This window comes from Cyclobacterium xiamenense, assembly GCF_900109255.1.
Taxonomy (GTDB): Bacteria; Bacteroidota; Bacteroidia; order Cytophagales; family Cyclobacteriaceae; genus Cyclobacterium; species Cyclobacterium xiamenense.
This window is the reverse complement of the sequence record NZ_FNZH01000003.1, coordinates 164,459-189,424: the sequence shown is the minus strand read 5'-3', so window position 1 is coordinate 189,424 and position 24,966 is coordinate 164,459. Positions and strand designations below refer to the sequence as shown.

The window sequence follows — 24,966 nt, the reverse complement described above, 5'->3', positions numbered from 1 at the left end:
TACATTAGGTTCAACCCCTACAGGGTTGGTGATAATCGGTAGTCCATCAGCCGTGGGCCGCACCCACAGTTATTGTTGTTCAGGCCCCTCAGGCCTGCCTTTACCGAGAGAATAATCGGCATTCCATAGAAATTTTTCCCTTTAGCCCAATTAAAATAATAATGAGTCCCCCAAATAACCTCTTCAGAAACAAGCTCTTATTAAACTCCGAAGCCTGAAGGGCTTCATCAATAATAACCCCGGGCGAAACCCGGGGTCTACCGAAATCCAGTCTTCACCCAACCCCGGCTGGGGTTGAACAGGGTCCTACCTACAAACTATCCTATCCGGAAATAAGGGCTCCTCGCCAAACTCGGTGGGGTATATAGTGCATTAACCATCACCCGCTTTCGGTATTTGAAATAGCGAATTCAATTAAACTGCATTTCCATCATCGTGTAAAATCAGCAACCATCATTCCTTCCGCTGTATCACGTAATTCTTGATGGGACTGTGCATGCTGACCTCCTGCAATTTGCCATTCTCGTATTGGTAGTTGTTTTCGTTGCCTTCCACATAGGTATCGTAGGCCCCGTTTCCTTTGGCCGTAATGCTGGCAAACCGACCGTGGTTTTCAGTAATCATTCTTTTTTTACCTTTGGGTTCCTCAAAAAACAAGCGGACCGCACTGTAGTCGATTTTTTCACTGACCTGATCATTGAATTCATATTTATAGGAATTGGCCCGGATCTCATAGACCCCATCTTCCAGCCAAATCCTAGACAGAAAATCTCCCCGGTTGGTCTTTTTTTCTACGGAAGATTCGATAAACTGACCCTGATGGTATTTTACTTTGGTGGTATAATCCAGGTTGATCCGGCCAAAAAACCAGAAACTCACCTCACTTCTCAACAAAAAATGCGTGGTATCGGCGTTGGTTTCTTTGGTGGCTACCATGTCACCAATGTGGATGCCCAGAATGGAAATCTCGTATTCATGCCTTTCCTGAGCTTGGAGCAGCATGGGTGAACAGAGTAAAACCAAAACAACAGCACTTGTAAGCGTGTTTTTTAACATTAATTTATCAATTTGAAGGCTAATCGTACTAATAGCAAACTTCAGTCCGATTTAAGACAGAAGAGACATAAATATAAACGTACCAAAAAAACCTCAAAGGTTGATGATTGCGAATTTAGATTTGGAAGGTAGCGCACGTACATGTAAGATTGATCCACCAACCTGGTCCACAAAACACAAATTAGACATAGACTTTTACCCTTTCGAAATAATGGTAAGATTACCGTAATACCGGTAGTAATTCTACGTAAAAAGTTTGATTGGAAAATACCTTGAGATATGGTCAAAGTCTCTATCTGCATGATAGAAAGCAACATCAAATGCCAATGCGTAGGATGCAATTAGGCAGTCCATACTTTTGCGGACGGTGACACCCTTTTTTCTTAAGTTAAAGTATAATTTAGCAGCATTTATGGCCATTGTTTTAGGGTCAGCTTCTAAAAATCGGATGCTCATCAATTGTTCTGAGAGCATTTCAAATGTTTCATGATCCTTTACTCCCTGTAGAATTTCCTGAAGTATCGGAGGGCAAATACAAACCTCATTGCTGAGAATATGTTTCCGGACTATCCGAACCAGTTTTTCATCCTCTCCCCTGAAAAATTCTATCCAGATGCTGGTATCAATCAAAAGAACCATTTTTTAATCCGTTCTCATGCGTTCCAAATCTTCCACCCAATGAATTTTACCGGCCATACCTGCCAGTTCCTCCCGTTTCAATTTTTGAAGAAAATCTTTAAGTGCTGCATGAACGATTTCTCTTTTGGTTTTCAAGGAGGTTTTGTTCAGGATTTCATCCATCAACTTATCATCGATCTCTATATTGGTTCTCATCCTATTTTAATTATACACCAATATAATAAGTTTTTTACACATTCCTATCCTTTTCCTGAAATCATAAATCAATCGACATGCGCACAAAGCCCAACTCATCCTCCAGATTGACAAAGATCCAGATTTTATCGTCTTTGGCGAAAGAAAAGTAAGGTACATGGTCAAGCTGAGGCAGGGAGGTTTCATGAAGTAAGTTAAGTTCATTATCCAATACCATCAGGTAGACGACGGTAGAAACAGGTCTTGGAAATCCACCCGGAGGAAGCTCATCCGGATAGGAGTACTCATAATAAAAACGAAAATAACGTTCATTTTCAACATCCCATATTAAAGGACCGAATGATACCTCCTCATACAATGCCACGTATGCCCGTTGAAAAGCAGCCTTATCCTCGGTTGCTAGCCTGTAAACCCCTTTTTTCTCACTGGCTGTCAACGATAGGTTACATTCCTTCTTCGCAAATTGTTGGGTTTCGGGATCGAAAATAAACACAGTACTAGAAACCGTACTGCCCACTACCAGCATATTTTCACCATAGGCCTGCATGACGAAGCCCGGCGCATACCTCCGCCGGGAATTACCTTCCCTGTGCTCCAGGTTAAAGTCTCCATGCCTGAAATCCTTTGCCAAGGGGATATATGAAAATTCATCCCTGCTGAGGCCATAATACCCCAGCTCACCGGTATTGGCCGCATTGTCAACGATCAGTCCATAAATCTGGTCTCCTACTACCTTTACCGGCTGAAAAGTCTTCCTGTCTACATGCATTAATGAGGCTCCCTCAAGCAAAGGGTCAAATTCCCTGAGTTTATTCCCCTCCCAATCAAAAATGCCTGCCTGATTACTGGTCTGTATGAGCAATTTTCCGGAGTCCAACAGTACCAGGTAATCCACATATTCCCCGGTGCCGTTAGGCCCTTCCTTTTCAAGGGGATACTTACCGGCTAACTTAAGTTTTTCCAAGTCAATTTTTTCAACCGTATGGTCGAAATCATTGAAATTAAACAGAAAGCGCTTATTATCTGTAAAAAAACTCCTTGAAGCAGCTAAATAAGGGAAAACTAGCTGTTCTCCTCCGTCAACAATAACCGTATCCAGGCTAAAATCCAGTCGTACCTCACCGGTTTTTTCCCGATGATCACCACTCCCACAGCCAATAAGAAAACTAGCGAAGAAAAGAAAAACGAAAAGCCTCATGTGGTTAAGATTTGATTGAGACTAAAAAAATAGGAATTTTTCGGGCAAGTAAAAACAAATCGGAGCGAAAAAAGAGTAAATAAACCACACATATAATTTTTGCCTCTTAATATCACATATTTTGTAACAGGTTACCCTGTATACATTACATTTTTTGTATTTATTTACCCTGTAAATATGACATTTTATCTAATGAACCTACCCTATTTCCTGGGTGGTAAACTGCCGGAACACCTAGACTGGTTTGTGGCTAACTATCCCACAAAAAAAACGTTACACCAAATTGGTCAGCGATTTAGGATTAAAAATAAAACACGGCAAGGAATAATTTTACCATTAGAAAATATATCTCAAATACGCCCAGAATTACAATAAAAATCACTTATATGTTCTTCTATGCCTTATATGGTTACTCCTTTTTTTCAAAAAACCTACAAACCATCCAAAATCACAAATCAAAACTCAACCTTACAAAACCCATTTCATCTTCTATATTCTCAAATATCCAGATTTTTCCGTCTTTGGCAAAGTGGTAGGCCGGTGGCTGGTCCAATTCAGGGACGGCAGTCTCTCTCAGCAAATTAAAATCGGCGTCATAGATCGATAGGTACACGCTGGCACCCGTTGGTCTGGGAAAAAGACCATCCGAAGGACCGGTGTTTGCAACGCCGAATTCCTGCTTGTAGGAAAACCGGAAATAGACCTCCCGACTTTCATCCCAAATGGGCTTATTATAGGAAATTTCCTCGGTAGCTTTCTTGTACAATTCTTGAAATAAGGCCCTATCGTTTATTTTTTCCGGAAAGGTGGTCTCCTTTTCCCGGGGAATCCAACCGTTTTCGAAGGTCTTTTTATAAAATTCCTCTTGTCCCGGTTCACGTATATAAAGGTCTGAACTTCCGTTTAGGCCCAAAAAAACCCTATCATTTACCACTTCCAGGTATTCCCCACCGCTTATAAACATAGCCGTGGTCCCATCGTCGAAGTCCGTTTGGTACTGTATGGATTTCTCCAGCAGGGGGTTCCTTACTTTCCGATACGTTTGTTCTTCCGTATCCCAGAACATTAGCTGCGGTTCCCGTTCTCCGGGAATGATATATACCCCAGCATAAGCAGACCGGGTCTCCGGCAATCGCACCGGAAACAGCACGTTCCCTACTTCCGTTTCCGAGGCAAAGGAAGGGATTGTTTCCGGGCCTACATCGGCCAGTTTTTTGCCGTTGCTGTCAAACAGGGCATGATTGCCGTAACCGGATAGCAAAAACCGATCCCCGTCTACCAGCCTTATTCCCATGGAATATCCCCCAATGCCATCCGGCCCTTCTTTTTCAAACGGTAGCAAGGTCTCCAGTGCCAAGGTAGTTAAATCGATTTTTTCGATGGTATAGGCCTGGCGATTCAGGTTATACAGGTAGTGCTTGTCATCGGTAAGGACCGCAGAACGCAAGCCGGTATTCAGGAAAAGGATTTCTCCCCGGGCATCAATCTGAACCGTATCCAATGTAACATTCAAATCCGGCGCTCGACCGTTCTCACCAGAGGAATCGTCGGATCCGCAAGCTGCCAAAAACAGAAAAACCAAGGAGAACAACAATTGCTTCATGAGCGGTAAGAGGATTGAAATAGGAAAATACGAAAAAATGGCGAGCTTAAAAATTCCTCGTCGACAATAAATATCCTGTCACATGGCGTCATTGCCAGAGATCTTACGAAATGAATCCGTCGAGGTTATAGACATTGACCCTTGGGGTTTCCCCAACCCCGAGGGTCTTTCCGCAGAACGTAAACGAATAAAACCGTCGAGGTCTGGAAAGAACGCAGACCTTTGGGGTTTTCCCAACCCCGAAGATCTTTTCGAAGAACGTACACGAATAATAAAACCCTCGAGGTCTCGAAGACCTCAAGGGTTATAAAAGAATCCTGACCTTTGGGGTTTTCCCAACCCCGAAGGTCTTTTCGAAGAACGTACACGAATAATAAAACCCTCGAGGTCCCAAAGACCTCAACGGTTATAAAAGAATCCTGACATTTGGGGTTTTCCTAACCCCGAAGGTCTTTTCGAAGAACGTACATGAATAATAAAACCCTCGAGGTCTCGAAGACCTCAAGGGTTTTAGACGATTGGGGTTTGCCCACCCCGCCTTTCCAAGAGTGGGCAGAAAGTATCAAATCCCCTTTCCTACCTTGGCCAGGGCCTTTTGATCAAACTGTCCTTCCAGCTCTATCACCAGGTATTCGGCATCCTCGTTGGAACGGATCAGCAGCACCAGGCCCTTCATGCTGCGCTGACCCAGCGCATAAATGGATACGCCACTGTCTTTTTCTTCCGCCTCCATCATCAGTTCGTAGTTTTCCCGCTCAAGTCCTTGCGCCAACTTTCTAAAATCAGATCGCGCTTGATTTCCACTCACTGGCAGCTTGAAAAGCTTGACCCGTTCGATGCTCTCCGTGATGGCCGACAGGTTTGCTTCTTCGATATCAATGTCCCAGCCCTTCGCAAAATCCAGGAAATTACCCGCCAAATCCAGGTGGAAAAAAGATTCTTCGCCTTTGTATTGATTGTAAAGCCGGTCCACGCTTTTGCTCTGTCCAAAGAGGCTTAGCGGTAGGCAAAAGAACAGGGAAAGGAAAACAAGGTTTAGTGCATTTTTCATAATTTTGTCGTTAAATGAATAGTCAATACGTAAATTTTTCAAAACTTATTCTTTATTGCCCTGCCCGTATTCCTTCATGCCCGGCAGGTTGGTTTTTTCAGCTAGCATGTTCAGGTCTTTGTAGGTAAAATCCCCTAGCATGCTCATAAGGGTAAATTCTTCCTTTGTCCCCGAAACCATCAGCAACTCTTTTATCCGGCCAGCTTCTTCCCGTACCATAAATTTCAGGGAACTGCCCTTGTCTTTGATGTCCATCAGCTCTTCGTATTGGTTGCGGTTAAGAAGACCGATGGCCTCTTCAAACATGTTTAGACCATTGACCTGCTCGCCGGACAAAATCCGAATTCCCTTTACTTTGGAGATTAGGGTTAGCATGTCGTCTGCATCTTCATCTCCTTCCACGCTGTTGGAATTCAGAAAACCGCCGGCCATCTGCATCATTTTGGGACTGATAAAGACGCGGGAAAAACGCTCGTCCTCCACGTATTTGGAATAAAATTTTTCAATGGCACTTTCCTGGGCCTGTAGACCGCCAAGTACCAACATCAGCGGACCCAGTAAAGCAATGAATTTCTTAGTCATTTTTCCGTTCGTTTAGGTTGAATAGTTGATGGGGTGCATGCAGGTATTTGAGATCATCCATGACCTCCATTTCCTTTTCTCCCTTATGCAGATTTTGCTGGATCAGGCTAAAGGCCTCCATGACCTCAAAATAAGCCTGGGCCTGCGCTTCTTTTTCTTGCCAAACCTGATATTGCTGGATCAGGAAGCCAAAACCGGCAAGTAATATCACCGTCGCAGCAATTTTCATCCACCCTCTGACAAATCCACGTTTTTCCGGAACTGGAATCTCCCTGAAATCAGAATTAGAAGACAGGGTGGATTTCATGTTTTTAATCTCCGCTACTCCCAGGAAAAAGGATTTTTCAAGCTCGTATCCCGACACCTTCTCCAATAGGACTTTCATCTCCCCTTCTTCCGCAGGTGAACTCGCTCCCTGCCAGTACTTTTCCAGTAATTGATCTAATCTATCGTTCATCTTCCTTGCATTTCAGTAAAAATTCCTTGAGTCTCTTTCTGGCCCGGTGCAGGTTTACCTTCACCTGCTCGACCGAAATTTCCAGGTACCCGGCAATTTCTTCGTAAGTCAGTCCTTCCACTTCCCGCAGTTCAAACACCTCCCGCTGCTTTTGGGGCAGGTCGTCCAAAAAGCAAAACACCCGTTTCACCGATTGACTCGCTGCCTGGTATTCGGCCGGCTCTTCCTGTATTGCTTCGCCCTGGTTTTCTAAGGGTTCCATCCTGCTTGCGGTGCGAAACTGTTGCAGCACTTGATTTTTGAGGGTCTTCACCATCCATCCTTCCGGATTTTCCATCTGCTCCAGGCTTTCCCGGTGTACCCATGCGTTGGAAAAGGCCTCCTGAACCGCATCGTTGGCCGCATCCCGGTCTTTTATCCGGAGGTACGCCATGCGGTACAGTCTATTTTTTAGTGGCCAAATTCTTGCTTCAAAAAAAGTGCTCATGCAGGTATAGGATGAAGTTGTCGCGCGAATGTTACACTTTTTATCAAATTTTTTTGACGGCAATGCATTCCCTTTGCATTTTCGCGGAGGGAAAGACCCGAATTTTGGAACAACTGGGCCTTCCAGGGGTTGTTTAATGCGGTAATGATAGCATGCATCCGTACTATTTAGTAATTTGCCGGGGAAATGATACAAAGCAACAGCATCAACAATCGCTTCGGATATAAAAAAAAGGCAAAAAAAAAGCCCTGGTCGAAACCAGGGCCAGTGGTGATGAGTGGGCTCGAACCACCGACTCACGGATTTTCAGTCCGATGCTCTACCAACTGAGCTACATCACCGCTGAAAGTGTTGCAAAGGTAGGTATTTGTTACTTTTGTACAAACGATTTGATTAAAAAAATAGAGGCCTAAGAGTAATACATTCACTATGAGCAGCTTACCGCAAATCCTATTTTTATTGGTTCTGGGTGCGTCAGGATATATTTTATACAAGCGAATTAGCTATTTACGACAGACCATTCTGTTGGGAAAACCACTGGCCCGAAACGACCGCCCCGGGGAACGGTGGAAAACGATGGCATTGGTTGCGTTTGGCCAAAAGAAAATGTTCAAACGCGTGGGACCCGCCCTGCTACACCTGATCATTTACGTTTCTTTTGTGGTCATCAACCTGGAAGTGCTGGAGTTTATCATCGATGGCCTGGCCGGAACCCACCGGATTTTCGCCCCGTTTCTCGCCGGTTTCTACACCCTGGCCATGAACGTGTTTGAAGTTCTCGCATTGGGCGTATTGATTTCCTGTGTTGCATTTTTGGTTCGCCGCAACGGCATGAAGGTCCCACGGCTTTCCTCAGCCGAGCTAAAAGGCTGGCCCAAGCTGGATGCCAACCTCATTTTATGGATTGAAATCGTGCTGATGCTTGCCATCCTGACCATGAATGCTACCGATCAATTATTGGCCTATCGAGGTGTGGAAGGGTACATTCCCCTGGGTGGGCTCTGGATTAGCAGCAGCCTGCAGGGACTTTTTGACGGGTTGAGCAGCAGCACCCTGCTGCTTCTGGAACGCGGTGCCTGGTGGTTTCACATCCTGGGCATCCTGGGCTTTGCCATCTACGTGACCTATTCGAAGCACCTGCACATATTTCTGGCCTTTCCCAACACCTGGTACGCCAACCTGGAGCCTCAGGGAAAAATACCCAACATGGAAGTAGTGACGCAGGAAGTGAAATCCATGCTGGGTCTGCAAGCGGCTCCCGAGCCAACGGATCAGGCTGATATCGGCCGGTTTGGTGCAAAAGATGTCCCGGACCTTTCCTGGGTTCAGGTCATGAATGCCTTTTCCTGTACCGAGTGCGGTCGCTGCACGGCCGAATGCCCGGCCAACCTCACCGGAAAAAAATTATCGCCACGTAAAATCATGATGGATACCCGGGACCGGGCCGAAGAAATCAGCCGTGCCAATGCGGCCGGGAAAGACGGAGTGAACGATGGCAAATCCCTGCTGGGCGATTACATCAGCCAGGAAGAAATCAACGCCTGTACCAGTTGCAATGCCTGCGTGGAAGCCTGTCCGGTTAATATTGACCCCTTATCCATCATCTTAGAGCTACGGCGATACACCGCGATGGAGGAAAGCGGCAGTCCGGCCCAGTGGAACGCCATGTTTCAAAACATCGAAACCAGCTTTGCCCCCTGGAAATTTCCCCCGACCGATCGGTTTAACTGGGCAGCCAAAGTAAATCAGGAAGATACGAAACCAACTACAAATGAGTAATACCTATCAAGTCCCCACCATGGCCCAAAAGGCAGCTGCAGGAGAGACACCCGAAGTGCTTTTTTGGGTGGGCTGCGCGGGCTCCTTTGACGAACGCTACCAGGCCGTCACACTGGCCTTTACAAAAATACTGACCAAAGTCGGGATCAATTTTGCGGTACTGGGCGAGGAAGAAACCTGTACCGGAGACCCTGCCCGTAGAGCAGGAAACGAGTTTTTATTTCAAATGCAGGCCATCAGCAACATACAGGTGCTGGACGGGTATGGGATCAAAAAGATTGTCACGGCTTGTCCTCACTGCTTCAATACGCTGAAAAACGAATACCCGGCCCTGGGAGGCAATTACGAGGTAATGCACCACTCCCAGTTTCTACAGGGACTGATCCAGGAAGGAAAAATCGTCATGAAAGGGGGAGGCGAATACAAAGGAAAACGAATTACCTTTCACGACAGCTGCTACCTGGGAAGAGCCAACAACGTCTATGAAGCTCCACGAGAGATCATCAAAGCCCTGGATATGGAATTGGTGGAAATGAAAAGGTGCCGCAGCAAGGGACTTTGCTGCGGAGCCGGAGGCGCGCAAATGTTCAAAGAACCCGAAAAAGGCAACAAAGACATCAACGTAGAACGAACCGAAGAAGCCCTGCAGACGGGAGCAAAAACCATCGCCGTTGGGTGTCCGTTTTGCCTCACCATGATGTCCGACGGAGTAAAAAACAAAGAACAGGAAAAACAGGTGCAGGTCCTGGACCTGGCCGAACTCATCGCCCGGGACCAGGGCTTGTCCGGCTGAGTAGGCCTACCGTCTTCGGGATTAAGGCAACATTCTTTTGGTTTATTGCGTTTTTTAGTGGATCTTAATCCCTATTTTGCATCATAATAAACTCAATTTACGTTTACTAGTATACGTGTAATCGCTCGGGCGATGAACAGACAGCAAACGTAAACTACCATACTAAACCAGAATCAGGCATGTACGTACCATTTGAACAAATGTCCGAAGAGGCCAGAATATGGGTCTACCAGGCTGATAGACCGTTTAAAGAGGAAGAGAAGACCTGGATCATTTCCAAATTGGTAAGTTTCTGCAATCAGTGGAACACCCACGGAACGCAGCTTCCCACTTCGTTTGACATCAAATACGATCAATTTATTGTACTCGCCGTGGACGAAGGACCCCTTGGGGCCAGCGGTTGTTCGATCGATAGTTCGGTCCGGGCATTGCGGGAAATCGAAACCCAGCTTTCCATCAATCTGTTGGATAGCGGAAAAGTCTCCTACCTGGATGAAGAAGGAGTGAACGTGGCTTTTTTACCGGAAATAAAAATGCACGTTCAGGAAGGTTATTTGCAGCCGAAAAGCAAAGTCTTCAATCCGGGTGTCAATAAAATCGCCGATTTAAAAAACCAATGGCTAATACCTGCTGAATCGAGTTGGTTGAAAAAATATTTTGCCCACTAAATTCGAAAGGGAATCTATTTCGTATGAAAAAAGCAACGCATTCCGTCCGTTTCGCTGCCCTTTGGCTCCCCCTCCTTGTGCTCTTGCTTCAGGCTTCCTGTACCAGTCTCCAACAGAAAGCGCAGAACCAATTTAGCTCTGGAGAGTACCAGATGGCGATTAGTTCTTACTCCAGATTGCTGGAGAAAGACCCGGATAACAGCGAGGCCAACCTGTTCATTGCCGAAAGCTTTCGCCTTTCCAATCGCATTGAAAATGCCGCAAGCTATTACGAAAAGGTCTCCGAGTCGGACGCCACGTTTGAAAGCGCCTACTACAAAGGCAAAAGCCTGAAAGGAAAAGGTGAATACGATTCGGCAAAAGTAGCTTTCGAAACCGCCCAAACCCTGACCATGGACGACCAAAAAATCGCCCTGGCAGAAAAGGAAATACAAAATATCGAAGCGCTTTCCGAAGTCGAACCCATTTGGCCGAACCACGAACTGGAAAATTACGAGTTGTTGAATACCACCGGCATCGACTATGCGCCGGTCCTGAGTGAAAATTACCTGTATTTTACGAGTTCCAGGGGTGCAGGAGGGTTGTATCCGGCTACCGGACAAGGCTACACCCGCCTGTTTCGAGCCAGAGCGGAAGGTATCAACGTAGACGTACAAAACGTGCAGACTCTTCCGGAGTTTCAAAACGAAACTGGCTTGAACCAGGGTGCCATTGCCATCAGCCCCGACGGAAATACGATTATATACGCCCGTGGAAATGCCAACGCCAAAAACGACCTTCCGGAGGTGAGCCTTTTTGCCTCGTATTTCCGTGGTGGAGGATTTACCGAACCGATCTTCATGCCCGTAAACGGCGAACCGGAATACTGGAATTCCACGCCAGCCTTTAGTGCAGATGGGGATACGCTGTACTTTGCTTCCAATCGGCCCGGAGGTCTCGGTGGGATTGATTTGTACCGCTCCACCCGGCTTGCCAATGGTGATTTCGGTAACGTGGTAAACATGGGACCCCCCATCAATACACCCGGAAACGAATTGTTCCCCAGACCACTACCAAATGGGGATTTTTACTTTTCTTCCGACGGACATCCCGGATACGGTAAGTTGGACCTCTTCCTGGCCCAAAAAGAAAACGGCGGGGTCCGTGTAAAAAACCTCGGCGCCAATATCAACTCCATTGGTGATGATTTCGGAATATTCTTTACCGATTATCCGAAGGAGGGCTACCTTACCTCCAACCGACCTGGAGGCAAAGGGGACGACGATATTTATTATTTCAAAGACATGACCCCTCCGCCTAAGGTTGTCAATGTATTGCTGAACGTGGTCACCAAAGAACGGTTGGAAAACGGAGAGGAACAGGTACTTCCGCAAACCCGGGTGGTTCTCTACGACGCCAACAACCAAACCATCGACGGCAATTTTTCCAGCCAAAGCGGCAGGTTGCGTTTTCCGCTAGAACCTGACAAGGCCTACACCATGATCGCTTCGAAAACCGGATATTTTTCCCAAAGTGTGCCGTATAGTACCATCGGAAAAACACCGGCTCCCGAGGAACTGATCCAGGACGTAACCAATGTGACCCTGGATACCACGATCGTATTGGAGCAATTGGTATTGGAGCGGGCGATCATACTGGAAAACATCTATTATGACCTGGACAAAGCCGAAATTCGACCCGATGCGGCTCAGGAGTTGGACAAACTGGTCAAGATTCTCAAGGACAACCCCGGTATCCGTATCGAACTTAGCAGCCATACCGATGCCCGAGCTAGCGATACCTACAACCAGGACCTGTCGCAGCGAAGGGCGGAATCTGCAGTCGAATACATCGTTTCGCAAGGAATCGACGCTTCCCGCCTGGAAGCCCGCGGCTATGGAGAACAGCAACTGCTAATCGAAAATGCCCAAACGGAAGAAGAACACCAGGTCAACCGGCGAACCGAGTTTAAGGTAATAGAAATCACCGAGTAAAATCCGTATATTTGCCGCCTGTTTGTTTTTTTCAAAGCCAAGGTTATGAACGAAAGGTATATGCAACGCGGGGTATCGGCCTCCAAGGAAGACGTACACGAAGCCATCTCCAAATTGGATAAGGGACTCTACCCCAGGGCTTTTTGTAAAATCGTACCCGATATCCTGGGAAATGATCCCGCCTATTGCAATATCATGCATGCCGACGGCGCCGGTACCAAATCCTCCCTGGCCTATCTGTATTGGAAAGTCACCGGTGATCTCTCTGTCTGGAAAGGTATCGCACAGGACGCCATTATCATGAACATCGACGACCTGCTCTGTGTGGGTGCGGTCGATAATATTCTGGTCTCCTCCACCATCGGACGAAATAAAAACCTGATTCCCGGCGAAGTCATATCCGCTATCATCAACGGCACCGAAGAAGTCCTCCAATTGCTGCGCGACCACGGGGTTTACGCCCTGCTTACCGGAGGGGAGACCGCCGATGTAGGCGACCTCGTGCGCACTATTATTGTAGACAGCACGGTCACCTGCCGGATGAAACGGGAAGATGTCATTTCCAACGACCGCATTGCCGCCGGCGACCTGATCGTCGGATTGGCCTCATTTGGACAAGCCCGGTACGAGACTGCCTACAATGGCGGCATGGGCAGCAATGGGCTGACCTCCGCCCGGCACGACGTTTTTAACCACAGCCTCTCCGAGTCCTTTCCCGAGAGTTTTGATCCCCTCCTGCCTAAAGAATTGGTTTATTCGGGCAGTTTTGGCCTGACGGATCCCGCTCCCGGTACTCCCCTGGACATGGGTAAACTGGTCCTTTCCCCTACCCGTACCTATGCGCCGGTCATCGCCTCCCTCTTGAAGTCCTTCCGTTCTGAAATCCACGGCCTGGTTCATTGCAGTGGCGGGGCGCAGACCAAGGTCCTGCATTTCATCGAAAACCTACACGTCATCAAAGACACCCTCTTCGATACCCCTCCGCTGTTTGCCTTCATTCAGCAAGAAAGCGGGACGGATTGGAAAGAAATGTACAAGGTTTTCAACATGGGACACCGGATGGAGGTGTATCTGGATGAAAAACGAGCGGAAGAGGTCATACAACTGGCCTCGGAGTTCGGAGTAGCGGCCCAAATTGTCGGGCGTGTCACCGATCACCCAGGTAAAAAGGTGACTGTAAGCGGGCAACACGGAACATTTACCTACGAAGGCTAGCCCATGCCGCTGTTCCGACTTCCGATAAACCGATGGCTTGCTTATTTGCTTTACCTGGCAGGGTTTCTACTTCTCGTGGTTTTAGCAACCCTGACCACCGTAGACTGGACCCCGTATCGCGAAAAAAGCTACTACAAAAAAACCATGGCAGCCCTGGACAGCCTTTCCGTACAGGGCGCTGACCAGGGATTTTTGCTGGGTGGTTGGGCAAGCGCCAACATGACACCCGAAGAACCCGTCCCGCTAGTCGCCTACCGCCCCAGAGGCAACTATGAATTTGTACAGGACAGCAGTTTCGTCAAGGCAATGGTAGTAGGCAATGGTGATTTTACCCTTGCTTTTTTAAATTACGAACTGCTCCTTGTTCATCCCAAACTGGCAACGGCCCTGCAAAAAGAAATCGAAGCGCAGGAAATCCCGGTGGATCGGGTATATTTCACGGCTACCCATACCCATAGCGGTATGGGTGGAACCATTCCCGGACCGATAGGGAGCCTGGCCCTGGGGGGGTGGAATCAGCCGCTGGTGGATCGCATTGCTGCCGGCACGGTGCAGGCCCTGCGGGGGGCGATTACGCGTATGGATACCGTCCGGCTGAGCTATAAAAAAAGCAATGCCGGAAATTTTGTTAGCAACCGACTGGTTGCCGGAGATCCGGTAGACCCCTTTATCCGTCAATTTAGTCTGGAAAACACCGCAGGAAAGCGCGCCAGCCTGGTCACCTTTAGCGCGCATGCCACCTGTTTGAGTAGCCGGTTTATGGGGCTCTCGGGCGATTATCCCTTCTATTTTTCGAAAGGCCTCGAGGCCAAGCAGGAGTTGGTGCTGTTCGCAGCCGGAGCCGTCGGCAGCCACCGTCCCACAATCCCGGGAAACGATATCGAAAATGTGAGGAAGTATGCCGCAGAGCTGGGTACCATCGTGACGGAAACTCCGGAAGGGAGCAGCGGCGAACAAACCGAAACAACACTGATCGCAGCAAAGCTTCCCCTGTACCTGCGCGAGCCCCATTACCGCATCAGCAACGACTGGCGGATCCGTCCCTGGCTATTCGATTGGGCCATTGGCGACTACCCCGCCCATTTTGATCTGGTAAAGATCGGCAATACCCTCTTTATTTCCTCCTCTGGAGAGGTATCAGGGGTGTTTTATGAATCCTGGGAAAAGAAAGCGGCGGCCTTGGGGATGAACCTGATGATCACCACATTTAACGGGGGATACATCGGCTACATCACGCCGGACGAATACTATAAGGAAAGCTACTACGAGGTACGAGACATGAATTTTTATGGTCCCTACAACGGGGCCTATTTTAACGAGGTAATCGGTAAATTGATCGATTTGGGGGCGGGCTTGTAGCAAATCGCCTGAAAAAAGCCTCCTTGAAAAGTCGCGCTATCCACCTGTTTCCATGCCCACTTTTGAAAATAGGAGTGGTACTCCGGAAGGTCCTTCCGGGGGTGCCGGGTGAGCAACCGAAACAGGTAAATCATGGCGAAAAGCAACCATTCCCGGTCCGCTTTTGGAAAAAAATCAGCGAAAATCCAGCGGGTTTCCGAATGAATCCGGGGCTGTATTTCCCGAAATAGGCGATCGATATCTCTGTCGGACAACACGTCCAGCAGGTAGTGGGAGATGATCGCGTCCACCTTCAACGCCGGCAAATCGCTTACCTGTGAGGAATGGATCCATTCAACCTGCGCTGTGGCAGATGGTTCCAATTGCTGCCGGCTACGGCGAAGCATTTCCCTGGAGGTCTCCATGTAAAGAATGCGACCACTGGTTCCGCACCGGTTGACCAATTGGGGAAGAATGGACCCGGTACCCCCACCCAGCACCAATACCGTATTGCCCGGTTGAATTCGCTCCAAAAAAGCGGTTTTGCTTCGCTGAAAATCCCTTCCAAACACCAGGTGTGAGAAAAACTCATAGACTGGAGCGATCAGGCAATAGGGGTCCGCCGCTATCCTTTTACGCAAACCAATCATACCAGCAATAAAAGTAGGGGAAGGGAAAAGCTTGCTTCAAGACGCCTGCGGACGACCGCGATATTCTCCGGCCTTTCCACGAAGCTGATTACATGAATGAGTAGCATGAGCGCCCATACCAGAGTAAAGCGGTGGTAGTAGGAGGACAAGTAGAAAAACAAAAAAACTGTGTAGCCCAGGCCTAGTAGACCCATTACCCAAAGTAGCTTTCGCGTTTTATTTTTACCCAGAACAGTCGCGATGGAATGATGTCCTTCTGCCCGATCCAGTGCCCCGTCCAGGTAGGACAAATACACCAAATTATACCAGGCTAGGAGAAAATAGGCCAGCACATAGAAGAGCCAGGGATTGGGGGCAAAGTCAAAGTCATGGCGCAAAGCGGGAGCCAGTACAATCCCGAGCACATAAAACCCAGCGATTGCGAATTCCTTGGCAACGGCCGTTTTTTCACCACCCCAGTGCAAGGTCAGCATGATGAGGATAATCAATGCGAATACGAGCAAACCGGCTTCCAGTAGTGGGGAAGATCGCAGGTAGCTAAAAGCGAGCAGCAGCCCCGCGATCCCCACGGCGCCCAGTGCGCCTGCCAGGCGACCGAAGTGCCGCTGATGAAAGCGGTGTCTTTTGGTAAGCGCACGGCGGTAGACCTTGCGGGCGTCCAACAGGTGGTCGAAGGTATAAATGGCCCAAACCGCCATTCCCAGCAGCAGGTAGTAATACCAGAAAAGCGAAATGCGCATCATGTCGGAAAAAAAATACATACCCGCACAGGCTCCAGACACCACATCCAGCGAGAGCACGTTAAATTTTTCGAAGAATTTCCTGATTTTTTGGTTCAATAAGCCCACGAGTATGCGATTCGGTGCAAATTAATAAATAGAAGTCCCGATTTCACGGAAATAGTATGTAATTTCCCATTTGTTTGATCTTCGTCGTAATGAAAAAAATTATTTGCGCGCTCTTGTTGCTTTGGAGCCAGGAAGGCAGTGCCCAGCAGCCTGCGGTTAAAATCGCCTGCGTTGGAAACAGCATCACGGAAGGGCCCGGCAGAAACCATCCGGATAGTTATCCCCTGCAGCTACAAAAGATACTCGGGAAGGCCTATCAGGTAAAAAACTTCGGCGTAAGTGCCCGTACGCTTCTAAAGAAAGGAGATTTCCCCTACTGGAACGAACCCCAGTTTGAGCAGGTACAAGCATATGCACCCAATATCCTGATTCTGCTGTTGGGAACCAATGATTCCAAGCCGCAGAATTGGGCCTACAAAGACTCCTTTCTCGAGGATTATGTGGAAATGATTTCCGCAATCAAACGCCACATGCCCGAACGGGGGAAGATTTTCCTCTGCCTTCCAGTGCCCGTGTTTGAAGATAACTGGGGCATTACAGAAAAGGTAATTGTCGAGGAAATGACCCCGCTTATTCGGGAAGCAGCCAAAAGAACGGGGGCGGTGGTGATTGACCTGCACCTTCCCCTCGAACCGGACGGCAGGCATTTTCCGGACGGGGTACACCCAAACAAGGCTGGCGCGAAAATCATGGCCCAAAGCCTGGCGAAGGCCATCCGGTAGCCCTTACCTACCTGCATCCGGAAAAAGGCATTGGTTTCTTTGCTTCGGGTTTTCAATTTCGTTTTTCCCTTTGTAAATTGTTGGAAGCATGGGAGAACATCGCGTAAATAAAGGGATCAAATTACCCGAGAGGAAAAAGTTTCTCAAAAACCTGATCCGGGATATCGAAGCATTGGATCAAATGATCCGGGAGGGGCTCATCGAAAAGGATGTGCAACGCATCGGTGCGGAGCAGGAGTTTGCGCTCATCAACCGGCATAACAAGCCTTCCAAAAATGGCCCCTTGATTTTGAGCAAACTGGCCGATGCCCATTTTACTTCCGAGCTGGCCATGTACAACCTGGAGCTAAACCTGGATCCCCTGGAATTAAAGGCGGGAGCCTTTCCCCTGATGGAAAAACAGCTCCGGAAATACCTGCGAAAAGCCGAGCAAGTGGCCGCCACCTTTGGTGACGAGATCGTACTAACGGGCATTTTGCCCTCCATTGATCTGCGCTCGGGACAAATGGACTACATGACCCCGAATCCCCGGTACCAGGCCCTGGACGAGATCATCAAACAGCTAAGGGGACAGGATTTTGAACTAAATATTTCCGGGGTGGACGAGTTGATTTTAGCCCATACCAATATTCTATTTGAGGCCTGCAATACGAGCTTTCAGTGCCACCTGCAGGTAACCGCCGAGGAGTTTGTGGACCAATACAATTGGGCCCAGCTGATTTCGGGCCCCGTTCTCGCGGTCTGCACCAACTCCCCCTTGCTATTTGGCCGGGAGCTATGGTCCGAAACCCGTATTCCGCTTTTTCAGCAAAGCATTGATATTCGTAGCAAGGGCTACCACCTGAAGGAAAAAGAACAGCGTGTATCCTTTGGCAACCATTGGGCCCGGGATACCACCGAGATTTATAAAGAAAACATCGCTCGATTTCCCTTAATCCTCACCCACAAGTCCACAGCCGACTCCTTGCAAGACTTGCAAAAAGGAAAAATCCCAGATCTACAGGCCTTAAAATTACACAATGGTACCATCTGGCGCTGGAACAGGCCCTGTTTCGGTACGGGAGGTGGAATTCCCCACCTGCGAATCGAAAACCGGTATCTGCCATCCGGACCTACTGTTATCGATGAAATGGCAAACTTTGTACTTTGGGTAGGCTTGATGAAAGCCATGCCCGAATCGTACCAAAAATCCTGGCACCGAAGGTCGTTTGAGGATACAAAGGGAAATTTTTACCGGGCGGCAACCTCCGGTATCTACAGCAACATGGCCTGGGAAAACCGCATGGTTCCGGCACAAAAACTGCTGTTGGATGAATTAATTCCCATGGCAGAAAAAGGATTGCTGTCCGTGGGTATTTCCAGCGAAGAGGCGAACGGATACCTGGGAATTATCCGCAAGCGGGTCAAAACCGGCCAAACCGGCAGCAGCTGGATGATTAAAAGCTACCGGGCGATAAAAAAGCACATGAGCAGGGACGAGGCCATGGTGACCCTAACCGAAGCAATACAAACACGAAGAAAATCCGAATTGCCCATCAGCGAATGGAAAGCTGCCAGCTCCTCGGAGCTCAAATCCATACCCATCCAATACGATTGGATTGGAAACATCATGACCACCGATTTGATCACCGTACAGGAAGACGACCTGGTCGCGTTGGTGAAGAAAATCATGCTTTGGAAAAACATCCACCACATCCCCGTAGAAAACAAAGCTGGAAAACTAACGGGATTGATTACCCGATCCACCCTGGAAAAACTCGGAGAAACCGAAAACGAGCTTGAAATTGCCAAAAATATCATGGTATCCGATCTGGTCACAGTGGGCCCACAAACTGACATCAAATATGCCATGCTGCTGATGGTAAATAAAAAAATCAGCTGCCTGCCGGTAGTAGACGGGGATCAGTTGATAGGCCTGGTCACGGATACGGATGCACAAGGAATCTGGGACAAGTTGTATGCGAAGAATAATGTCTGATCCGCTTCTCACCACAGACAATCCCCGTATTCTGTTTGCCCACCATGGGGACCCCCAACTTCCAACCCTGGTGATTATTGCCGGAATCCACGGTAACGAGCCGGCTTCGGTGATGGCCATGGAATCCCTATTTGGGAGCCCGCCGGGCGGCGACTTCACGCTTCAGGGCAATGTATTGGTTCTCAAAGGAAACAACCAGGCACTCAAACGCAAGCTAAGGTATATCGAAAAGGATCTGAACCGAATCTGGACGGCTGATAACCTACATTTGGTACGCATGAAAAAATCCGAACAGGAAAGCTTCAGCTACCCCGAATTGGAGGAATTAGCCGCTTTGGACCGGCTCATCACGACCATCATTGCCCGGTACGGGCGGGGCAGGATCTTGTTTGCAGATCTGCACACCACTTCCTCCGAAAGTTGCGCCTTCCTTCCCTTTAATGACACGCTGGTCAATCGTGCCGTGGCAAAACAGTTCCCCGTGCCCCTCATACTGGGCATAGAAGAATACCTGGAAGGCCCACTGATGAGCCACATTAATGATCTGGGATTGCCAGCGTTGGGCTTCGAAGCGGGAAGGCATGAGGATCCGGGAAGTATCCGAAGGCATCAGGCTTTTGTCAAACTGTGTATGAATTACCTGGGAATTATCCGCTTGTCCCCCACGGATATTGCCTCAGAGGAGGGCCATTTGAAAAGCAAACAAGACATCCGTCCGGGCTTTTATGAAATCCTTTGCCGCTATCCGCTTCGGCCCGAACAACAGTTTGAGATGAAACCTGGCTTTTTCAATTTCAACCCCATCCAAAAAGGGCTCGTGTTGGCTAGCAGTGACGGGAAGCCTGTCATTAGTCCCTACAAGGGCATGGTTTTCCTTCCCCTGTACCAGCAGATGGGGCAGGAAGGATTTTTTATCGTGCGGCCGGTTTCCCGAATTTGGCTCTGGCTATCCGAGGTCCTTAGAAAAACGTTTTTACCAGAAATACTCCCACTTCTTCCAGGCATTTCCAGAAAAGCCCCCCAAGCAAACCGCTACGTGGTTAATCCTAGAATCGCCCGGTTTCTAAATAAAGAAATCTTTCACGTCCTGGGCTTCCAGATCGTTCGGAAAGATCCGGCTACCCATTGGGAATTGGTAAAAAGGGATTGATTCCGTCTATGTTAACGGAATTTTACGTATTTTTCACCGGCGGTAAACCTTACTGACCACTTCGCTGTTTATAACGCTGATGCTTCACTACACCACGTATACACGGAACACCGAGGCCCCTTGGGTTACTTTTGTCCACGGGGCGGGGGGCAGCAGTGCCATCTGGTTTCGCCAGATCCGGGATTTTAAAAAATCCTTCAATGTATTGTTGGTGGATTTACGGGGGCATGGGAAATCAAAAAGTCAGGTTTACGAAAAAATAAAGCACTATTCTTTCGATATCATCGGTGACGAGGTAATCGAGGTGCTGGACCATTTGAACATCCGGAAATCTCATTTTGTGGGAATTTCCCTGGGGACCATTGTCATTCGGGAAATCACCGAAAGGCATCCGGACCGGGTCAGCAGCATGATTCTCGCCGGAGCGATCATGAAGCTAAACGTCCGGGGTCAAGTACTGATGCGTTTGGGTATCTTGTTAAAGTCGGTAATTCCTTACCTGCTGCTATACAAGCTGTTTGCTTTTATCATCATGCCCAGAAAAAACCACAAGGCTTCCAGGTACCTCTTTGTGCAGGAAGCAAAAAAATTATACCAAAAAGAATTTATCCGCTGGTTCTCGCTGGCTGCCAAAGTAAATCCCCTTTTGGCTTTCTTCCGAATCAAAGAAACGCCCATTCCAACATTGTATGTCATGGGGGAAGAAGACTACATGTTTTTGCCCTCCATTACCAAACTGGTTGAAAATCACCGTTCTGCCAAATTGGTAGTCGTCCCCGCCTGCGGGCACGTGGTGAACGTAGAAAAGCCGGAAGATTTTAACCGAATCGCCTTGGACTTTCTGGCCAGGTAGATTTTACTGCATCATCCGGGAGCAAGGTGTCTTGGTATGGAATCCAAAAGCCCAGGCATACCGCCCTTTCTTTACCTACATTCCTCTATGCACCCCCTCCTACCCGAACCGAAAAAGGCTCGCTCAGGTAGCAAATACGAACGGTCAGCTAATCCAGCAAAATGCTTCGCAAACACCCCTGGAACCGCACGGATAACGGTGGGTTGAAAAAATACCCTTGTGCAGACGATGCGGCTATGCTTTCGTACAAAAAACGTCCTATTCGGCGTTAAAAGGAAATAAGAGCCGGGCCAGGAAAACAGTTTACCCATTGCCGCTAGCTCAGCGGCTGTCGATAGGCAATCGACCGCAAAAAAGAGTAGCAAATCCGCTGATCTTTCGGCCCCCGGAGCCGGGCGGCAGCCACTGTTTGTGAGACCGGGAAAAAAGGGGGCATGAGGAAAAAATTACCTTTTTTCAAGAAAATTTGCATAATTTTTATGCATTTAGCTGATAAGCAATCCGTTGCGATTGGTAAACGGGTTTTTTCTTTACATAAAGGACATATTTATCAGTATCAAAATTATAAACACCTTATTTAATGTATTTCAAAATAAATAAAATATTTTGTGCATTTTTTCAGTAATTTATTTTATAAAAAATTCGGATTATTCCGATTTCTATGCTAAGTTTCGGATGTTAAAGAAATGAAAAAAGGCCTGGGAAGCCAAAAGGGATTAAAGGAAATTGTTAGTTGGTTATTTTTTAATGTAGGGTTTGCCCGGGGTCTTATGGAAACATAAGGCTCCGGCATTTTTTTTTGTCGCCACGGCAACCTTTCTACTACACCGTCGACCCCTACCTGTATAAACCACTGCGATGGGCAGCGGCCCTTCACACGAACCGAACGCTGCTCTAAACCCTGCTACCTCATTCACATTCAGGCGTTTCCATGTCCACAGGTATCCCGCAGGCGGCCAATATACAAATAGGCTTTTTACCGGTATTTACTAGATTTTTTTAAGGTATTTGCCGACAATAATCCGTAAGAATTGCCACAAACGTGTTTTTTTTCTAGACAAAAGACATAAATATCCCTATTACCATTTCCCATACGCAATTTTATGTATTTCAAAATATTTAAAACATTTTGTACATTTTTTCAATTAATTATTTCATTTTTTATTCAGATTTATTCTTTTCATATGGTAAGTTTCGGGTGTTAAAGAGATGGGATACGGATAGGAGAGACAGAGGAAGTTGGAAATCCGTAGTGATCGTTGGTTATTTTTTTAATGTAGGGTTTGTCCGGGGTCTTATGGGAACATAAGGCTCCGGCATTTTTTTTTAGCAAATTCGCCGCAGAAGGTAGTAAGTACAGCCCTTCGCTCCGTTATACGTGCAGACGAATGTTCCTAACCTTTTTCAACATGAAATCCTATACCACCTGCTTGCTATTGATCGGGCTAAATTCCTGGTTTTTTCCGAACGATACGGAGGCTCAGGAAACGGCCCATGGTCGGATATACCTGGACCAAAATAAAAACGGTCGATTCGATGCGGAAGAACCGGGGATTCCTTCTGTGCTGGTCTCCAATGGAGAGGAGGTAGTGGCAAGTAGATCCGATGGCAGCTGGCAGTTGCCGGTCCGGGCCGGTCAGCCACTATTTGTCATCAAACCAAGTGGCTACCAATCGCCCCTTACGGAAAATCAACTTCCCTACTACTACTATTGGCACCAGCCCCAGGGCTCGCCCGACACCGAGATACCGGGTCTTGCGCCGACCGGACCCTTGCCAGGCCGCATCAATTTTCCCTTACATTGGCATGAAGAGCCAGAGCGATTTGAGGTATTGCTATTTGCCGACCCACAGGCGAGGGGAATGAAGGAGGTAAACTATGTCAGTCACGATGTACTTGAAGAATGTATGGGTACCGATGCAGCTTTTGGCATTACCCTTGGCGATATTGTGGCAGACGATCCCGCTCTTTTTAAAGAAATCAGCGAAAGTACCGCCACCATCGGCATTCCCTGGTACTACGTATTTGGTAATCATGACCACAACCGGGATGTATCGGAGGACGAATTCCGGGACGAAACCTTTAATCGGTTCTTTGGTCCCAGCACCTATGCCTTTGAGTACGGAAAAGTGGTCTTCCTCGTGTTGCGGGATATTCACTATTCCGAAAATGGACGCTATACCTCGCGGTATACCGAAAGCCAACTGCGGTTCGCGAAAAACTACCTGGAAAAGGTCCCCCTGGAAAAGCGGGTGGTGATTTTACAACATGCGCCAATCGTACGTACAGAAGGTCGTGAGGAACTGTTTCGGCTTTTGGAGGGACGGCCACATACACTTTCGTTCGCCGGCCACACCCATACCATGCGGCACGTCTTCCTCGGCCCGGAGCATGGTTGGCAAGGAGACAGCCCGCACCATCATTTTATCAACGCGACGGTAAGTGGTAGCTGGTGGGTCGGATTAAAAGACGAAACCGGCATCCCTCATGCGACAATGAATGACGGAGCGCCCAATGGCTACAGCCTGGTAACCTTTGATGGCACCGACTACCGAATCCGGTTCAAGGCGGCCCGCAGGCCTTCTTCCTACCAGATGAACATTCATTTGCCGGACGATATTCCTGCAAGGCAGCTCAAAAACACCTTGGTGATCGCAAACGTATTTGCGGGATCGGAAAAATCCAGTGTAAGCATGCGCATTGGTACTGCAGGTTCCTGGATACCCATGACGTTTGATCCGCGGGAGGACCCACTGAATACCTGGATGCACAGTCTGGATGCGTATCTGGAACAGACCTTACCAGACGGCACCCGGGTGGACGAAGGCCTGGGCTGGAAGATGGACCCTCCCCAGGTGTCTGGACATACCTGGTCTGCGCTGCTGCCTGCCAATCTTGCCATCGGGACCCATCGCCTCGAGGTGCATACGCGCGACCAGTTTGGGCAGGAATACCGTTCCTACCGGATATTTCGCGTTCGCGAATAGGCCTCTTCAAATGATAAACTCGGTCAAAATAGCCAGCCCGGAGGCAAATAGAATAATCAGAAGTTTGTGCAATTGAAACCGGTGCTGGGGAGAGCTTTCAAAAAAGATTATGGTGGAGATGTGCAAGAAGCCACCCGCCACCAGTCCAAATAAGATGTTGAGGGTACCCCTGCCAATAAGTTGTTGGTCAAAAAGCAAATCGGTAGAAACCATACCCAGGGGTGATGCCAGCGAAAACAGGGCCAGTAACAATAAAATTCCAGGTTTTTTCATACGAGTCATCAACACGGCCACCAATGCAAATGCCTCCGGCATCTTGTGCAAAATAATCCCTATTAATAGCGTCTCACTACCGTGCTGATGTCCGGCCAGCATGGGTTGTTTGGAAAGCAGGGTGCCTTCGAGAAAGGCGTGTAAAAACAGCCCAATCATCAGGGTCCATACGCTGTTTCCCCTGCCATGCATGCCGTGATCGTGAATGTGTCCGTGTTCGATACCGGATGACATAAAATCCAATACCTGCTGCAATAAGAACCCCAACAGGATATACAAGCCCATGTAGTAGGCAGAACCCTGATCCGCAAAAAGCTCCGGCAATATGTGCAAAATGGTGATGGCGAAAAGATAGGCCCCCGCAAAAATCAATCCCAATTTAAAGCTCTTTTCCTTCCAACCGGGAACCAGCAGGGCTAGCAAACCCGCACCAAAGGCGGACAAAAAAAGTAAAAGAAATGGTAGCATGAT

Annotated in this window: 23 protein-coding genes and 1 tRNA gene; 11 read left to right on the top strand and 13 right to left on the bottom strand. The window is 48.1% G+C overall.

Features of this window, described 5'->3' with window-relative positions; all coding sequences use genetic code 11:
• Window positions 1-453: 453 nt before the first annotated feature.
• From BMW71_RS10300 to BMW71_RS10250, 10 genes are all read right to left on the bottom strand, one after another.
• A complete protein-coding gene (locus BMW71_RS10300; RefSeq protein WP_143057602.1) occupies window positions 454-1,056 on the bottom strand; it encodes a DUF6134 family protein in 603 nt (200 codons plus the stop codon).
• A 243-nt stretch (window positions 1,057-1,299) separates the two neighbouring features.
• Window positions 1,300-1,686: a type II toxin-antitoxin system VapC family toxin gene (gene vapC, locus BMW71_RS10295; protein WP_177179614.1), complete on the bottom strand. Its 387-nt coding sequence runs from the start codon at window positions 1,684-1,686 to the stop codon at window positions 1,300-1,302.
• Between the two features lie 12 nt (window positions 1,687-1,698).
• The gene (locus BMW71_RS10290) at window positions 1,699-1,890 is read right to left on the bottom strand and encodes a type II toxin-antitoxin system VapB family antitoxin (RefSeq protein WP_092173263.1); all 192 of its coding nucleotides are present in this window, start codon (window positions 1,888-1,890) and stop codon (window positions 1,699-1,701) included.
• A gap of 61 nt (window positions 1,891-1,951) precedes the next feature.
• The gene (locus tag BMW71_RS10285; protein ID WP_092173260.1) at window positions 1,952-3,088 is read right to left on the bottom strand and encodes a DUF4221 family protein; all 1,137 of its coding nucleotides are present in this window, start codon (window positions 3,086-3,088) and stop codon (window positions 1,952-1,954) included.
• A gap of 448 nt (window positions 3,089-3,536) precedes the next feature.
• Complete coding sequence (locus BMW71_RS10275) at window positions 3,537-4,691, bottom strand: DUF4221 family protein (protein WP_092173254.1); 1,155 nt, start codon at window positions 4,689-4,691, stop codon at window positions 3,537-3,539.
• A 562-nt stretch (window positions 4,692-5,253) separates the two neighbouring features.
• On the bottom strand, window positions 5,254-5,742 hold the full coding sequence (locus BMW71_RS10270) for a DUF4252 domain-containing protein (protein ID WP_092173251.1): 489 nt from the start codon (window positions 5,740-5,742) through the stop codon (window positions 5,254-5,256).
• Between the two features lie 45 nt (window positions 5,743-5,787).
• Entirely contained in the window at window positions 5,788-6,324 is a 537-nt protein-coding gene (locus tag BMW71_RS10265) for a DUF4252 domain-containing protein (protein WP_092173248.1), read from the bottom strand.
• Window positions 6,317-6,781, bottom strand: a complete 465-nt coding sequence (locus tag BMW71_RS10260) for a hypothetical protein (RefSeq protein WP_092173245.1) — start codon at window positions 6,779-6,781, stop codon at window positions 6,317-6,319. Before BMW71_RS10260 ends, BMW71_RS10265 begins: the two co-directional genes overlap by 8 nt.
• Complete coding sequence (locus BMW71_RS10255) at window positions 6,771-7,214, bottom strand: RNA polymerase sigma factor (RefSeq protein ID WP_394333683.1); 444 nt, start codon at window positions 7,212-7,214, stop codon at window positions 6,771-6,773. Before BMW71_RS10255 ends, BMW71_RS10260 begins: the two co-directional genes overlap by 11 nt.
• A 322-nt stretch (window positions 7,215-7,536) precedes the next feature.
• Window positions 7,537-7,609, bottom strand: a tRNA-Phe gene (locus BMW71_RS10250).
• An 88-nt stretch (window positions 7,610-7,697) separates the two neighbouring features.
• On the opposite strand from BMW71_RS10250, the gene BMW71_RS10245 reads away from it, so the two are divergent.
• The 6 genes from BMW71_RS10245 (at window position 7,698) to BMW71_RS10220 (ending at window position 15,055) form a co-directional block, all read left to right on the top strand.
• Entirely contained in the window at window positions 7,698-9,047 is a 1,350-nt protein-coding gene (locus tag BMW71_RS10245) for a 4Fe-4S dicluster domain-containing protein (RefSeq protein ID WP_092173239.1), read from the top strand.
• Entirely contained in the window at window positions 9,040-9,840 is an 801-nt protein-coding gene (locus BMW71_RS10240; RefSeq protein WP_174238244.1) for a (Fe-S)-binding protein, read from the top strand. The genes BMW71_RS10245 and BMW71_RS10240 overlap by 8 nt, the downstream gene beginning before the upstream one ends.
• A gap of 179 nt (window positions 9,841-10,019) precedes the next feature.
• Window positions 10,020-10,508, top strand: coding sequence for a hypothetical protein (locus tag BMW71_RS10235; RefSeq protein ID WP_092173236.1), 489 nt, complete (start codon window positions 10,020-10,022; stop codon window positions 10,506-10,508).
• A 23-nt stretch (window positions 10,509-10,531) separates the two neighbouring features.
• The gene (locus BMW71_RS10230) at window positions 10,532-12,481 is read left to right on the top strand and encodes a CHU_0125 family OmpA-like outer membrane integrity protein (protein ID WP_092173233.1); all 1,950 of its coding nucleotides are present in this window, start codon (window positions 10,532-10,534) and stop codon (window positions 12,479-12,481) included.
• Window positions 12,482-12,526: 45 nt separating this feature from the next.
• Entirely contained in the window at window positions 12,527-13,696 is a 1,170-nt protein-coding gene (locus BMW71_RS10225) for an AIR synthase related protein (protein ID WP_092173230.1), read from the top strand.
• 45 nt (window positions 13,697-13,741) lie between these two features.
• Entirely contained in the window at window positions 13,742-15,055 is a 1,314-nt protein-coding gene (locus BMW71_RS10220; RefSeq protein ID WP_244891146.1) for an alkaline ceramidase, read from the top strand.
• Here BMW71_RS10220 and BMW71_RS10215 read toward each other — a convergent pair.
• Window positions 15,004-15,675, bottom strand: coding sequence for a class I SAM-dependent methyltransferase (locus BMW71_RS10215; RefSeq protein ID WP_177179613.1), 672 nt, complete (start codon window positions 15,673-15,675; stop codon window positions 15,004-15,006). The two genes, BMW71_RS10220 and BMW71_RS10215, sit on opposite strands and share 52 nt — an antisense overlap.
• 5 nt (window positions 15,676-15,680) lie before the next feature.
• Window positions 15,681-16,523, bottom strand: a complete 843-nt coding sequence (locus BMW71_RS10210; RefSeq protein WP_092173222.1) for a UbiA prenyltransferase family protein — start codon at window positions 16,521-16,523, stop codon at window positions 15,681-15,683.
• A gap of 98 nt (window positions 16,524-16,621) precedes the next feature.
• On the opposite strand from BMW71_RS10210, the gene BMW71_RS10205 reads away from it, so the two are divergent.
• From BMW71_RS10205 to BMW71_RS10185, 5 genes are all read left to right on the top strand, one after another.
• Window positions 16,622-17,254 (top strand): GDSL-type esterase/lipase family protein, encoded by a 633-nt coding sequence (locus BMW71_RS10205; RefSeq protein ID WP_092173219.1) that lies wholly within the window; start codon window positions 16,622-16,624, stop codon window positions 17,252-17,254.
• Between the two features lie 88 nt (window positions 17,255-17,342).
• Window positions 17,343-19,232, top strand: a complete 1,890-nt coding sequence (locus BMW71_RS10200; RefSeq protein WP_092173216.1) for a CBS domain-containing protein — start codon at window positions 17,343-17,345, stop codon at window positions 19,230-19,232.
• Entirely contained in the window at window positions 19,213-20,382 is a 1,170-nt protein-coding gene (locus BMW71_RS10195; RefSeq protein WP_218145579.1) for a succinylglutamate desuccinylase/aspartoacylase domain-containing protein, read from the top strand. The genes BMW71_RS10200 and BMW71_RS10195 overlap by 20 nt, the downstream gene beginning before the upstream one ends.
• Window positions 20,383-20,461: 79 nt before the next feature.
• Window positions 20,462-21,235: an alpha/beta fold hydrolase gene (locus BMW71_RS10190; RefSeq protein WP_092173210.1), complete on the top strand. Its 774-nt coding sequence runs from the start codon at window positions 20,462-20,464 to the stop codon at window positions 21,233-21,235.
• A 1,409-nt stretch (window positions 21,236-22,644) separates the two neighbouring features.
• Window positions 22,645-24,222, top strand: coding sequence for a calcineurin-like phosphoesterase family protein (locus BMW71_RS10185; protein WP_092173207.1), 1,578 nt, complete (start codon window positions 22,645-22,647; stop codon window positions 24,220-24,222).
• 6 nt (window positions 24,223-24,228) lie between these two features.
• Here BMW71_RS10185 and BMW71_RS10180 read toward each other — a convergent pair whose 3' ends face one another.
• Window positions 24,229-24,963: a ZIP family metal transporter gene (locus BMW71_RS10180; protein ID WP_092173204.1), complete on the bottom strand. Its 735-nt coding sequence runs from the start codon at window positions 24,961-24,963 to the stop codon at window positions 24,229-24,231.
• Between the last annotated feature and the right edge of the window lie 3 nt (window positions 24,964-24,966).

Coding starts and splice junctions, on each gene's coding strand:
- BMW71_RS10265 (WP_092173248.1), bottom strand. CDS start 6,324: ATGACTAAGAAATTCATTGCTTTACTGGGTCCGCTGATGTTGGTACTT.
- BMW71_RS10200 (WP_092173216.1), top strand. CDS start 17,343: ATGGGAGAACATCGCGTAAATAAAGGGATCAAATTACCCGAGAGGAAA.
- BMW71_RS10195 (WP_218145579.1), top strand. CDS start 19,213: ATGCGAAGAATAATGTCTGATCCGCTTCTCACCACAGACAATCCCCGT.
- BMW71_RS10285 (WP_092173260.1), bottom strand. CDS start 3,088: ATGAGGCTTTTCGTTTTTCTTTTCTTCGCTAGTTTTCTTATTGGCTGT.
- BMW71_RS10290 (WP_092173263.1), bottom strand. CDS start 1,890: ATGAGAACCAATATAGAGATCGATGATAAGTTGATGGATGAAATCCTG.
- BMW71_RS10300 (WP_143057602.1), bottom strand. CDS start 1,056: ATGTTAAAAAACACGCTTACAAGTGCTGTTGTTTTGGTTTTACTCTGT.
- BMW71_RS10270 (WP_092173251.1), bottom strand. CDS start 5,742: ATGAAAAATGCACTAAACCTTGTTTTCCTTTCCCTGTTCTTTTGCCTA.
- BMW71_RS10230 (WP_092173233.1), top strand. CDS start 10,532: ATGAAAAAAGCAACGCATTCCGTCCGTTTCGCTGCCCTTTGGCTCCCC.
- BMW71_RS10185 (WP_092173207.1), top strand. CDS start 22,645: ATGAAATCCTATACCACCTGCTTGCTATTGATCGGGCTAAATTCCTGG.
- BMW71_RS10190 (WP_092173210.1), top strand. CDS start 20,462: ATGCTTCACTACACCACGTATACACGGAACACCGAGGCCCCTTGGGTT.
- BMW71_RS10245 (WP_092173239.1), top strand. CDS start 7,698: ATGAGCAGCTTACCGCAAATCCTATTTTTATTGGTTCTGGGTGCGTCA.
- BMW71_RS10205 (WP_092173219.1), top strand. CDS start 16,622: ATGAAAAAAATTATTTGCGCGCTCTTGTTGCTTTGGAGCCAGGAAGGC.
- BMW71_RS10260 (WP_092173245.1), bottom strand. CDS start 6,781: ATGAACGATAGATTAGATCAATTACTGGAAAAGTACTGGCAGGGAGCG.
- BMW71_RS10225 (WP_092173230.1), top strand. CDS start 12,527: ATGAACGAAAGGTATATGCAACGCGGGGTATCGGCCTCCAAGGAAGAC.
- BMW71_RS10240 (WP_174238244.1), top strand. CDS start 9,040: ATGAGTAATACCTATCAAGTCCCCACCATGGCCCAAAAGGCAGCTGCA.
- BMW71_RS10235 (WP_092173236.1), top strand. CDS start 10,020: ATGTACGTACCATTTGAACAAATGTCCGAAGAGGCCAGAATATGGGTC.
- BMW71_RS10180 (WP_092173204.1), bottom strand. CDS start 24,963: ATGCTACCATTTCTTTTACTTTTTTTGTCCGCCTTTGGTGCGGGTTTG.
- BMW71_RS10255 (WP_394333683.1), bottom strand. CDS start 7,214: ATGGCGTACCTCCGGATAAAAGACCGGGATGCGGCCAACGATGCGGTT.
- BMW71_RS10275 (WP_092173254.1), bottom strand. CDS start 4,691: ATGAAGCAATTGTTGTTCTCCTTGGTTTTTCTGTTTTTGGCAGCTTGC.